Below are 12,252 nucleotides of genomic sequence, written 5' to 3'. Positions count from 1 at the left end.
TATTTTTTGGCCCTGACTATAATCTCGGTCCCGAGGATGCTCAGGGCAGGAGGATCAAAACGTGCCGCGTGAAATGTTCAGCGACGTGACCGACCCGTCAGTGAAATTAGGAACGAAGCAGTGGTACACCGTGCCGCTCTCGATCCTGGTTCACACGATCCTGCTCGGCGCCATGGTGATTGTGCCGCTGCTGGCGTCTGACCTTTTGCCCACGCCGCAGTCGGTGATGGCGTTTGTGGCGGTGCCCCCGCCGCCGCCCCCGCCGCCTCCGCCGCCCCCGCCACCTTCTGCCCCGGCGCCACCGACCCCACAGGTTGATGTGAATCCCGCGGCTGCGCCCCTGGAAGCCCCGCCTGAAGTGAAGCCCGAGCCGCCACCTCGCCCGTCTACGGGCTCGTTCGGTGTCGTGGGTGGTGTGGCGGGCGGTATTCCCGGCGGCACCATGGGCGGCGTCGTGGGCGGCATTCCCGCCCCCCCTCCTCCGCCTCAGGCGCCCGTACGCGTGGGCGGCAACATCAAGCCGCCGACCAAGATCAAGGACGTGCTGCCGATTTATCCGCCAATTGCGCAGTCCGCGCGAGTGTCGGGTGTGGTCATCATCGAAGCCACGATTGGTGTTGACGGCAGCGTGACGGATGCGCGCGTCATTCGTCCGGTGGCGCTGCTCGATCAGGCGGCGCTTGATGCCGTGAGGCAGTGGAAGTTCTCGCCGACCACGCTCAATGGCGTGGCGGTGCCGGTCATCATGACGGTCACGGTGAACTTCACTCTGCGGTAGTCCCTGGTAAGGTCGGCTGGTTTTCCTAAAACGTAGTGGTCACTTTTTCGCTGGTCAAGTGTTTCGGAGGCTGTAATGGGTGAGATGGATCTGGTGCGCATGTGGGAACAGATGGGCTTCGTTGCGAAGGCCGTCGCGTTCATTCTGGTCTTTATGTCGATGTGGTCGTTTGGTGTGGCCATCGAGCGGTACTACACCTTCTCGCAGGCGAAAAAGCAGTCCAAGCTCTACGCGCCGCAGGTGGCCAAGCACCTCAAGGACAATCGGCTGAAGGACGCACTGGCCGTCTCGCAGTCGAAGCCGTATCAGTACAGCCATCTGGCGAAGGTGGTGCTCGCCGGCCTGCAGGAATACCAGTTCCAGCTGGACTCGGGCGCCAACCTGACCCGCGATGACATGGTCGACACCGTGCGCCGCGCCATTCAGCGCGCCACCGCGCTGACCGCCAACGACCTCAAGAAGGGCATCCCGGCCCTGGCCACCATCGGCGCCACGGCACCGTTCGTGGGTCTACTTGGCACGGTCGTCGGCGTCATCAACGCGTTCGCCGGCATCGGCAGCACCGGTTCAGCCGGCCTCGGCGCCGTCTCGGCCGGTATTTCGGAAGCGCTCATCGAAACGGCTCTCGGGCTGGTCGTGGCCATTCCCGCCGTCTGGCTCTACAACTACTTCTCGGGAAGCCTCGAGTACTTCAACGTCGAGATGGATAACTCGTCGTCGGAACTCGTGGACTTCTTCATCAAGAAGACCGCGTAACACGGCCACGCCGGTTGTAACCAAAAAGGACTAGTCCTATGTCAATGGACGTCGGGGGCGCCAAAGGCGGCCTCAAAGCAGACATCAACGTGACGCCGCTCGTCGACGTCATGCTCGTGCTGCTGATCATCGTCATGCTGATTGCGCCGATGCTGCAGAAGGGCGTCGACATTGCCCTGCCTGAGGCGGAGTTCACGGGTGACAAGCCCGACACCGCCGACCAGACGGTGGTGCATATCGGCCCCGACAGCCGGTTGTACGTCAACTCGCTGCCGGTGACCGAAGCCGATGTCATCACCAAGCTCCAGGGGATCCTGGAGAACTCGGCGGACAAGACGGTCTACCTGAAGGGCGACAAGGACGCACCCTACCGCGCCATCATGCAGATGATGGACGCGCTCCGCGGCGCCGGCATTGAGACCGTGGGTCTCATTACGGAGAAAAAGGGCGGTAACGTGGGAGGGAATCAATAATGTCTCACGCACACATGCACCACGGTGCAGACAAGATCGTCAAGGTCTCCAAGGCTGAAGCGTCGTCGGACATGAACGTGACGCCGCTCATCGACGTCCTGCTCGTGCTCCTGGTCATCTTCATCGCTGCGCTGCCGTTGACGCAGAAGGGTGTGGATATCAACCTGCCGCTGGAGGTCAACAAGGCCGCGTCGGCTGCCATTGACCTGAGCCAGATTGTGGTGGACTACTCAGCTGACCGCCGGTTGACCGTTAACAAGCAGGAAGTGTCGATTCAGGGGCTGCTCGAGCACCTGCGCGGCATCTACGAGACCCGCAAGGACAAGACGATCTTCGTCATCGGCGACGGGTCGGTCCGGTACGGCGAGATCGTGGAAATCATTGACGCCGCTCAGGGCGCCGGGGTGACCAAGGTCGGGATTGTCACCGACGGCATGCGCAAGGCCGCACTCGGCGGCATGTAACACCCGCCCGTCGACACGACAGGTTCTACGGAAAACGCGACCGGGGTCACCCGGTCGCGTTTTTCTTTGTACGCAGGGTAGGGCAGAACGACCTCTGAGGTCATTACCGTTCGGCAATTGCCGGCAATTACCTCAGAGGTCGTTTTGGTCTCAGAGGTCGTTTTGGTTTGGGGTGCAGGCCGCACGTGGCGGCCCGTCAGCGGGCGACGTCGCGGAGGAAGACCATCGCCCCTGGCGCTCAGTGGCGACCCCGTGTGGGCGGGTTCAGGACGCTCCTGAGGGGCACCCGTACAAAGACAACGGGCGCGGCCAGTGTGTTGCTGGCCGCGCCCGAAGGAAAACGATTGGTTGGCCCCGGCTGGGGCTGACCGGAACTACTTGGCCGGCTTCTTCGCGTCGCCCGAGGCCTGGTTCTTCTGGACCTCCATCGCGCGCTTGTAGATGACGTCGGCCTCGTCAATCAGCGCCTTGCGCTTCTTGAGGTCGGGCTCCATGGTGGCCTTCAGGCGCAGGATGATGTTTTTGTAGGTCAGGGCCTCGAAGTAGTCGGCGTGCAGCGCGAGGGCGCTGTTCTCCGCTTCAAGGGCGCGTTCGACGAATGAGCGCTTGGTGGCCGCCGAGAGGCGGAAGTCCTTGAGCGCCCTCTCGTAGAGATAAGTCGCGATGGTGTGGTGCGCCTCGGGGTTGTTCGGCTCGATCTTGGCCCGCTTTTCCCAGGCCTCCAACGCCTTGTCGGCGTCGCCCTGGCGGTTGTGGAAACCGGCGAGCAGCATGTAGCCCAGGGGCTCGGTCGGACGAACTTCGATTCCCTTGTTGGCCATGGCCTCGGCCTCTTCGTATCGCCCCTGGTCCTCGTAGAGCTTGCTGAGCGAGTGGTAGTTGCCGGGTTCGTTGGGCTCGAGCGAAATCAGCTTGAGGGCGATGGGTTCAGCCTTGGCGAAATCGCCGATCTTGTCGTCGCCATACGCCGCAATCAGGTATTCGTAGGACAGCTTGCGAATTTCGGCGCCCTGGGGGTCGGTGTCCTTGATGACCTCGGTCGCCTTCGTGTAGTTCTCGACGGCCTTCAGCAGGTACCCGTCGTTCTCGGGCTCACCCTTTCGCGACGGCTTGTACATGTTGTCGTACGAATTGCCGAGGAAGAAATAGGAGATGCCGAAATCCGGGTTGTGGCCGATGGACCGCTGGTAGGCCTCGATCGCCTTGGGGAATTCCTGCCGTTTGTACGCCTCGTTGGCTTCCTTGAACGCCATGAGGGATCGGAGATTGCCGATCTCGTATTTACCGCAGGCCGTGGTGGACAACCCGACCGCCAGCACCAGGGCGGCGACACGAATCAGCTTAAAGGGAGCGTGCATGTAGATCCTCATGTGGCGCCAGTATAGTGAACCCAAAAAAGGCCCGTCAAGGAGGCGCGGGGCCGTTTCCGGTATCCTTCCTCTCAGGTTAGACACCGGCACCATGATTCGGTTCGAAGATCTCATCGACAAGATCCGGAGCGCCACCCCGGACGCAGATACCGAGCTGCTGCGGCGGGCCTATGTCTTTTCGGCCTACGAACATAAGGGCCAGGTGCGCCGGTCCGGGGAGCCCTATCTGGTGCACCCCCTGGAAGTGGCCGACCTGCTGGCCGACATGCGCCTGGACGTGGTGGCGGTGGCCGCCGGCCTGCTCCACGACATCGTGGAGGACACCCCGAACACGATTGAGAAGATTCGGGAGCTTTTTGGCGAGGAAGTGGCCCACGTCGTGGAGGGGGTGACCAAACTGTCTGCCCTCCAGTTTGCGTCCAGCGAGGAGCGGCAGGCTGAAACCTTCCGGAAGATGCTGCTGGCGATGGTGGACGACATCAGGGTCATCCTGGTGAAACTGGCCGACCGGCTCCACAACATGCGCACCCTGCAGCACCTGCCCGAGGACCGGCGCCAGCGGATTGCCCAGGAAACCCGCGACATCTATGCCCCGATCGCGAACCGGCTGGGCATGAGCAAGATCAAGAACGAGCTCGAGGAACTGGCGTTCCGTCACCTGGACCCGCAGGCCTATCAGGCGCTACGGACCGAAGTGGAGGCCAAACGCAAGGCGACCGAAGGGCTGATGGAGGAACTGCGACAGAAACTGGCCCTGAAACTCGCGGAAGGGCAGATTCCCGTGGTCGCCATCGATGGCCGCATCAAGCGCCTGTGGTCGATTCACCAGAAACTCGAACGGCGCAAGGTCAGCCTGGACCAGGTGTATGACTTCATCGCCCTGCGCGTGGTGACCCAGTCGGTCAAGGACTGCTACAGCGTGCTGGGAATTCTGCACCAGACGTGGTCGCCGGTGCCGGGCCGGTTCAAAGACTTCATCGCCATGCCCAGACCGAACGGCTACCAGTCGCTGCACACGTCGGTCGTGAGCGAGCGCGGCACCCCCTTCGAAATCCAGATTCGCACCGTAGACATGCACCGCGTGGCGGACGAGGGGATTGCCGCGCACTGGAAGTACAAGGAAGGTCGCGTCGGCGCTGCCCGCGACGAGCAGTATTTCCACTGGCTGCGCCAGTTGCTCGATACACAACAGGACGTGCGCGACCCGGCCGAGTTCCTGCGGAACCTGCGCATCGAACTTTACCCGGATGAGGTGTATCTCTTCACGCCGAAGGGCGAAGTGAAATCGCTGCCGCAGGGGTCGACCGCTGTGGACTTCGCCTATGACGTGCACACCGATGTGGGCCATCAGTGCGTGGGCGCGCGCGTGAACGGCCGCATGGTGCCGTTGCGGACGCGTTTGGCCAATGGCGATATCGTCGAGATCCTCAGGCAGCCGGGGCATACGCCGAGCCGCGATTGGCTCACGTTTGTGGCCACCACGCGGGCGCGCAACAAGATCAAACACTTCATCCAGAGCGAAGAGAAGCTGCGCAGCATCGAACTGGGCAAACGCCTGTTTGACAAAGACGTGCGCCGTTTCAACATCGACAAGGCGCTGGTCACACCCGAGGCACTGGCGAAGGTGGCGCCCGACTACGGCGCGCAGAAGACCGATGACCTCTACGCCGCGATTGGTTACGGCAAGGCCACCGCGCGTGCGGTGTTGACGCGCCTGGCGGGCCAGGATGCGCTGCGCGAACGTGCGCCCGATGGCGCAATCGCCAGTGTGGTCAAGCGCGTGCTCGGGTCAGGCGAGGCGAAGATCAAAGTGCGCGGCGTGGACGACCTGATGGTCTTCCGCGCGCGGTGCTGCAATCCGATTCGCGGCGAAAAAATTGTCGGCTACATCACCCGCGGCAAGGGTGTGTCTGTCCACGCCGCGACGTGCCCGAATGTCGTGAACCTGCTCTACGATCCGGAACGGCGGATGGAGGTGGAGTGGGACAAAGGCGCGGATTCGAGTCCGTACGTCGTCCGCCTGAAGATTCATGTGGCGGATCGCAAAGGCATTCTCGCCGACGTCAGCACACGGATCGCCGGGATCAATACGAACATCCGAGATGTGGAAGCCACGACCGACGAAGACCACCGCGGGTCCATCCGGATCACGGTGGAAATTGTCGATCTGAAACACCTCGATCGGGTGATCAAGGCCTTGAAGTCGATTGATGGCGTGCTGGCCGTCGAGCGCGGAAACCGCTAGGACGTCCTAGTCGAGGTAGGCGACGAGGTCGATTTCCACCAGGACGTTGCGGGGCAGGCCGGCGGCCTGAATGGTGGCTCTGGCCGGCGACGGGGCCGGAAAATACGTGGCGTAAACCTCGTTGACCGCTGGAAAATCGGCCATGTCCGCCAGATACACCGTGGTTTTTACCACACGGTCGTACGAAATCCCCGCACCCCTCAGCACCGCTCCAAGATTCTGGAGTACCTGGTGGGCCTGGGCCGTGATGCCGCCCTCCGTAATGGTGCCGGTGGTCGGATCGAGCGGAATCTGGCCGGAGGCGAACAGAAACCCGCCCGCCTTGATGGCCTGACTGTAGGGCCCGATCGCCCCTGGCGCGTCCGGGGTCGAAACAGGCGTCAGCGGGGCGCCCACGTCAGGCGGCCTTGGTGACCTTGTTGGAGCGGATGCAGCGGGTGCACACGCGCACGCGTCGGGTGGCGCCATCAACCACCGCGTGGATCTTCTGGAGATTCGGTTCAAACCGGCGCGCGGTCACGTTATTGGCGTGGCTGGCCTGCCGACCGACGACGGGCTTCTTGCCGCACACTTCACACTGCTTTGCCATGATCTACCCTCGAAACCCCAAAGTATAGCACTTCACCCCACTGGTACCGCCAGGTGACAACGGGAGTCCAAAAGAGTGGAGAACCGAAACCACCCCTGCCATCGTCTAATCACTTGAAAAAGCGGACCAAAATGGTCCCGCCTGGCGCCACGCCGGTGTAACACGCGTTTCCTCAAGCAGTTACCATCGGCCAGCGGGTTGCCAGGTGTAGCTGAACACCTGATTCCGGCGTAGTAAAAATTACCGGTTCCGGTGTGGTCGAAAGGCCGGGGCTGGCTCTTTGCGATTGTTCCGGGTTGAGTTATTATTGGCATTTTATTTGCAGGACGAGAACCGCACAGGGCGTCCTGCAACGGCAGAGCGGATAGGGAGAGCAAAATCATGAAGGCACAAGTGACCACCTCAAAGAAACGAGCCAAGAGCGATTCGTCGCGGGTGCGATACGTCGAACTCAAGCGGATCCTCGAAGAGCGCCGCCGCGAGATTCTCGCCCAGGTGCAGGAAAAGATGCGGGATGTTCGGGCCGAGGGTGGCATCGGTGAAGGCCAGGGCGTGCTGGATGCGGCCGAGTCGTCGGAAGCCGACATTCAGGACGACATCGAGTTTGCGCTGATTCAGATGAAGTCCGAGACGTTGAACCGCATCGAGGAAGCGCTGGTGCGACTCGACGAAGGCACGTTCGGCAACTGCTTCGAGTGCGGCGACGAAATTGCCGAGCGCCGGCTCCGCGCGTTGCCCTTCGCCGTCCGCTGCAAGGATTGCGAAGAAGCCCGTGAGCTGGCAGAGCGGCGTGAGCGCATGTCCACCTCGCGGCGGCCGTCGGGCCTGCTGCTTGACATGAACTGACCCTTCCGGCCGGCCCCGGGCCGGTGTGTTCGCGGTATCTTTGCAGGCTCCGCCGTCAGGCGGGGCCTGATTCGTTTGGAGGCGTCCCATGGCAGAACAAGACACGACTGTGACGGCAGTCGCAGAGCGGCCGCTGGTGCCAGCAGAAGTGCCGGTGTTGCCCCTGCGCGACACGGTGCTGTTCCCCAATTCCTTCATGCCCCTCGCCGTGGCGCGCGAAAGTTCAGTCGCGTTGATTGATGCGGCGATTGCGGGCGACAAACAGATTGGCGTGTTTACCCAGCGCACGGCGTCCGAGGAAGACCCGGGGCAGGACGGGTTGTTTCCCACCGGCACGCTCGCGCACATCCACAAGATGTTCAAGCTGCCCGATGGCAGCCTGCGCCTGATCGTCCAAGGCATGTCCCGTATCGGCATGGATCGTGTGACGCAGACGACGCCGTACCTGCGCGCGCAGGTGCATGAAGTGCTGGACGTGGTCTCGGACCCCGAGTCGGTCGAGACCGATGCGCTCGTCCGGAACATTCGCGCGAACCTCCAGCAGATTGTCCAGCTCTCTCCGGTACTGTCCGAGGACCTGGCGTCGGTCGTGGCCAACATCACCGACCCCGGCCGGCTGACCGACTTCGTCGCGTCGAGCCTCAGCACGGTGTCCACGGACGTCAAGCAGGATCTGCTTGAGACGACCGATGTGCGCAGCCGCATGGAGACACTCAATCGCGTGCTGACCAAGGAGCTTGAAGTGCTCGAGGTCGGGTCGAAGATTCAGTCGCAGGTTGAGTCCGAAGTGGGCCGGAATCAGCGCGAGTATTTCCTGCGCGAGCAGATGAAGGCGATTCAGCGCGAGCTGGGCGAGGGCGACGACCAGGCGAAGGAAGTGGACGAACTTGCCGCCAAGATTGAGGCGGCGGGCATGCCCGAGGACGTGCGCAAGGAAGCCAGACGCGAGCTGGACCGGCTCTCGAAGATGCCCCCGGCGGCCGCCGAGTACACCGTGGCGCGCACGTACATCGACTGGCTCGTGGCGGTGCCGTGGACGGCCCACAGCGACGACGTGATTGAACTCGCGCGCACGAAGGCGATCCTCGACGAGGATCATTCGGGCATCGAGAAGGTCAAAGACCGCATTCTTGAGTACCTGGCGGTGCGCAAGCTGAAGCCGGATGTGAAGGGGCCGATCCTGTGTTTTGTCGGCCCCCCCGGCGTGGGCAAGACCTCGCTCGCGCGTTCGATCGCCAAGTCCATCGGCCGCAAGTTTGTGCGCGTGTCGCTTGGTGGCATGCGCGACGAGGCCGAGATCCGCGGCCATCGACGCACGTATATCGGCGCGCTGCCAGGGCAGATCATCCAGGGCATCCGCCGTGCCGGTGTGAGGAACCCGGTGTTCATCCTCGACGAAATCGACAAACTCGGAAACGATTTCCGTGGGGACCCGGCGTCGGCGCTGCTCGAGGTGCTTGACCCCGAGCAGAACAACACATTCCGTGATCACTATCTCGATGTGCCGTTTGATCTGTCCGAGGTGCTGTTCATCACCACGGCGAACGTGCTCGACACCGTGCCGCCGCCGTTGCGCGACCGCATGGAAGTGATCGAGTTGGCGGGCTATACCGAGCGCGAGAAGCTCGACATCGCCCGGGACCACCTGGTGGCCCGTCAGGTCACCAATCACGGCCTCGACAGCCAGGTCATCAGCTTTACCGACGCCGCGCTCGCGTCCATCGTGCGGGGCTACACACGAGAGGCGGGCGTGCGCAACCTCGAGCGTGAGATTGGTTCGGTCTGCCGCAAGATCGCCCGCCGCCACGCGGAAGGGGACCGGACGCCCGTGATCGTCACCCCCGAAGTCGTGGAGGAGTTGCTGGGCGGAGCGCGGCACCTTGATGAGGCGCTCGAGGATCGCACCAAGGACCCCGGCGTGGCGATTGGCCTCGCGTGGACGCCGGTCGGCGGCGACGTCCTCTTCATCGAAGCCTCGCGGATGGCCGGCGGCAGCGCGTTGACGTTGACGGGGTCACTCGGCGACGTCATGAAGGAGTCTGCGCGCATCGCCTTGTCCTGGTTCCGCACCCACGCGTCGTCGTACGGCGTGGATCCACAGTTCTACAAGGATTCGGAGATCCATCTGCATGTGCCGTCTGGCGCCATCCCGAAAGATGGTCCATCGGCGGGCGTGACGATGGTGGTGGCGATCGCGTCGGCGCTGTCAGGTCGCCCGGTGCGCGGCGATGTGGCGATGACGGGCGAGATTACGCTCTCGGGGCGTGTGTTGCCGGTCGGCGGCATCAAGGAAAAGGTCCTGGCCGCGCGGCGGTATGGCATTCACCGGGTCATCGTGCCCAAACAGAATGAGACCAATGTGCGCGAGGATCTCAGCGATGAGCTCCGAACCGGACTGACGGTGCACTTCGTGACCGAAGTGGACGAAGTGCTGGCGCTCGCGCTGACGCCGGCCGGTACGGCGAAGAAGCTCAGCCTGGTGTAGGCGCGGGCACCGCCGTTACGGTGCTACGCCATCCAGGTGCCAGCCGGTGTGCACGAGCACACCGTCGCGGGTGACGAACATCTCGGTCAACCGGCCTCGGCTGGTCTTCTGCGCACCGCCCGACTCGATGACCGATTCAAATCGACCGTAGAGAACCACAACGGCGCCGTCGCACTGGAATTGTGTCTCCGGAAACTCGAGGCTTACCAGCCGGCCACCGGCGGCTCGGAAGGCGCGCGACTGCGCAATCACCATGTCGCGCGACAGCAGCGGCCCCGGGTCGGCACTGATGCCGATAAAGTCTGGCGGAAGGATGCGCCGCAGCGCGGCCTCGTCTCCGGAAAACCACGCCCGCCACGCGGCCTCGCGCAGGGGCAATACGTCCTGATTCATCATTTACGGAATGTAGAACGCCCAGCCGCGCAGAGACTTGCGGTTTCTTGCGACTTTGGCAATGTGCCAAAATCAGCAGGTGAATCGCGTGACACCGCTCGTGCGCACTGAGGCCATCGCCTTGGCGCGGTTCGACCATGAACCTCATGTCGCGCATCGCGACCCTGACGTCGAGCGCGCGTCGAGCCATGCGCTGAGTTTTGTGGAGTCTGGTGCTTTTCGCGTACGCGTCGCCGGCGCCTGGCAGGACGTCACGCCTCGCCACATGTTTGTGACATCAACGGGCATGGAATTTTCGTGCGCGCACGAGAGTGAGTATCCCGACGATTGCTGCCTGTCTGTTCGTTACACCGATGAAGCCGTTGAAAGCCTGCGTCGCGAAGGCGCAGCCGTGGCGGGAGCTCCGGTGGCGCCGCTGACGAATCGACGTGGCTACCTCAGGCTGCAGCTGGCTGACGCGGCCGCCGGCGATGAGGCGCGCTCGGAGGCCATTGCCGGTGCGCTGTATTGGTCGATGCGAGGCGAGCGGGCCGAAGGTGGCGCCGGTGGAGGAACGCCGAAGCCGCTGTTTCGCGCCCATCAGCTCTCGTGGTACGCCGCGCGGATCGATCGCGCGAAGGCACTGATGGAGTCTCACTACGCCGAGCCGCTTTCGCTGTCGAGGTTGGCGCGCGATGCCGGCATGAGCGTCTACCACTTCGCCCGCGTCTTTCAGGAACTGGAAGGGCAGACGCCGCATCGCCGGCTGCGGGACGTGAGGCTGGCGCAGGCGCGCCGCCGGCTTCGTGACGGCGCGGGCGTGACCGAAACCTGTTACAGCGTCGGATTCGGCTCCCTCAGTCATTTCGTGACGACGTATCGGCGTCACTTCGGTGTGCGGCCGTCCCATGGTCGTCCACCTCGTTGACGGTACGTACGAACTGTTTCGGCACTACCACGCCTTGCCATCGGCGGTGGATGCAGACGGGCGCGAGGTGGCCGCGGTTCGCGGCGTGTTGCGCTCCGTCATGGGGATGATCACCCAGGGCGCCACCCACGTGGGGGTGGCGACCGATCATGTGATTGAGTCCTTCCGCAACCGCCTGTGGCGCGGATACAAAACAAGCGCCGGCGTTGAACGCGATCTGATGGCGCAATTCCCGGTGCTTGAAGACGCGCTGACCGCCCTCGGCGTGGTGGTCTGGCCGATGGTGGAGTTCGAAGCCGATGATGCCCTTGCCGCCGCCGCAGCCAGGGCCGCACAGGACCCGGCGGTCGAGCAGGTGATCATCTGCACGCCAGACAAGGACCTGGCGCAGTGTGTGCGCGGCACCAGGGTCGTGCAGTTGAATCGCCGCACGCGCGTGACGCTCGACGAAGCCGGGGTCGTGAAGAAATTTGGTGTGCCGCCCACGTCGATCCCCGACTATCTGGCGCTCGTTGGTGATGCCGCTGACGGCTATCCGGGTCTGGCGGGATGGGGGGCGAAATCGAGTGCGGCCGTGTTGGCCCGCTTCGGCACGCTTGAAGCCATTCCCGATGACTGGAAAGAATGGCACGCCAACGCCTCGAGCCCCGCGCGGCTGGCCGAAACGCTGTCACGCGATCGAAAACTCGCCTACCTGTTCCGCGATCTTGCCACCCTGCGCACCGACATCCCCGTGTTCGATACTGTTGACGACCTGCGCTGGACTGGTCCGACGCCGCGGTTTGCCAAACTCGCGGCAAAGCTCGACCCGAAGTCCCGATAGTGCCGGATCTGTCGCCGTTGTGATGGGCAGTGCTATCACCATGAAGAACATGAAGATCCATGAAGGCGAAGGCGGCACCCCAAGCCTGCGCTTCTGACGGCCCGTCAAAAAACTTCATGGACC

Annotated in this window: 13 protein-coding genes; 9 read left to right on the top strand and 4 right to left on the bottom strand. The window is 63.2% G+C overall.

Annotation, left to right across the window (positions count from 1 at the left end; genetic code table 11):
- Nucleotides 1-61: 61 nt before the first annotated feature.
- The 4 genes from IPL75_17785 (at nt 62) to IPL75_17770 (ending at nt 2,471) form a co-directional block, all read left to right on the top strand.
- A complete protein-coding gene (locus IPL75_17785) occupies nt 62-778 on the top strand; it encodes a TonB family protein (GenBank protein MBK9242049.1) in 717 nt (238 codons plus the stop codon).
- A 111-nt stretch (nt 779-889) separates the two neighbouring features.
- A complete protein-coding gene (locus IPL75_17780; protein MBK9242048.1) occupies nt 890-1,534 on the top strand; it encodes a MotA/TolQ/ExbB proton channel family protein in 645 nt (214 codons plus the stop codon).
- Between the two features lie 38 nt (nt 1,535-1,572).
- Nucleotides 1,573-2,007 (top strand): biopolymer transporter ExbD, encoded by a 435-nt coding sequence (locus tag IPL75_17775; protein ID MBK9242047.1) that lies wholly within the window; start codon nt 1,573-1,575, stop codon nt 2,005-2,007.
- Complete coding sequence (locus tag IPL75_17770; protein MBK9242046.1) at nt 2,007-2,471, top strand: biopolymer transporter ExbD; 465 nt, start codon at nt 2,007-2,009, stop codon at nt 2,469-2,471. The genes IPL75_17775 and IPL75_17770 overlap by 1 nt, the downstream gene beginning before the upstream one ends.
- A 374-nt stretch (nt 2,472-2,845) precedes the next feature.
- On the opposite strand, the gene IPL75_17765 is transcribed toward IPL75_17770, so the two are convergent.
- The gene (locus tag IPL75_17765; protein MBK9242045.1) at nt 2,846-3,829 is read right to left on the bottom strand and encodes a tetratricopeptide repeat protein; all 984 of its coding nucleotides are present in this window, start codon (nt 3,827-3,829) and stop codon (nt 2,846-2,848) included.
- 103 nt (nt 3,830-3,932) lie between these two features.
- Here IPL75_17765 and IPL75_17760 point away from each other — a divergent pair, with 103 nt between their 5' ends.
- Nucleotides 3,933-6,086, top strand: a complete 2,154-nt coding sequence (locus IPL75_17760; protein ID MBK9242044.1) for a bifunctional (p)ppGpp synthetase/guanosine-3',5'-bis(diphosphate) 3'-pyrophosphohydrolase — start codon at nt 3,933-3,935, stop codon at nt 6,084-6,086.
- A gap of 6 nt (nt 6,087-6,092) precedes the next feature.
- Here IPL75_17760 and IPL75_17755 read toward each other — a convergent pair whose 3' ends face one another.
- Nucleotides 6,093-6,554 carry a RidA family protein gene (locus IPL75_17755; GenBank protein ID MBK9242043.1) on the bottom strand — a complete coding sequence of 154 codons (462 nt, stop codon included), beginning with the start codon at nt 6,552-6,554 and terminating at the stop codon, nt 6,093-6,095.
- Complete coding sequence (locus tag IPL75_17750) at nt 6,484-6,675, bottom strand: 50S ribosomal protein L28 (GenBank protein MBK9242042.1); 192 nt, start codon at nt 6,673-6,675, stop codon at nt 6,484-6,486. The genes IPL75_17755 and IPL75_17750 overlap by 71 nt, the downstream gene beginning before the upstream one ends.
- Before the next feature lie 381 nt (nt 6,676-7,056).
- Here IPL75_17750 and IPL75_17745 point away from each other — a divergent pair, with 381 nt between their 5' ends.
- The gene (locus IPL75_17745) at nt 7,057-7,521 is read left to right on the top strand and encodes a TraR/DksA family transcriptional regulator (GenBank protein ID MBK9242041.1); all 465 of its coding nucleotides are present in this window, start codon (nt 7,057-7,059) and stop codon (nt 7,519-7,521) included.
- An 88-nt stretch (nt 7,522-7,609) separates the two neighbouring features.
- Entirely contained in the window at nt 7,610-10,006 is a 2,397-nt protein-coding gene (gene lon, locus IPL75_17740) for an endopeptidase La (protein MBK9242040.1), read from the top strand.
- 15 nt (nt 10,007-10,021) lie between these two features.
- Here lon and IPL75_17735 read toward each other — a convergent pair whose 3' ends face one another.
- A complete protein-coding gene (locus IPL75_17735) occupies nt 10,022-10,402 on the bottom strand; it encodes a nuclear transport factor 2 family protein (GenBank protein MBK9242039.1) in 381 nt (126 codons plus the stop codon).
- A 76-nt stretch (nt 10,403-10,478) separates the two neighbouring features.
- Between IPL75_17735 and IPL75_17730 the strand changes: the two genes are divergently transcribed.
- Together IPL75_17730 and IPL75_17725 are read left to right on the top strand one after the other, a co-directional pair.
- Nucleotides 10,479-11,306, top strand: a complete 828-nt coding sequence (locus tag IPL75_17730) for a helix-turn-helix transcriptional regulator (GenBank protein MBK9242038.1) — start codon at nt 10,479-10,481, stop codon at nt 11,304-11,306.
- Complete coding sequence (locus tag IPL75_17725; GenBank protein MBK9242037.1) at nt 11,287-12,129, top strand: flap endonuclease; 843 nt, start codon at nt 11,287-11,289, stop codon at nt 12,127-12,129. The genes IPL75_17730 and IPL75_17725 overlap by 20 nt, the downstream gene beginning before the upstream one ends.
- Nucleotides 12,130-12,252 lie beyond the last annotated feature (123 nt).

It is taken from the genome of Acidobacteriota bacterium (genome assembly GCA_016716905.1).
Taxonomy (GTDB): Bacteria; Acidobacteriota; Vicinamibacteria; order Vicinamibacterales; family SCN-69-37; genus SYFT01.
This window is presented reverse-complemented; position numbering and strand designations above follow the sequence as displayed.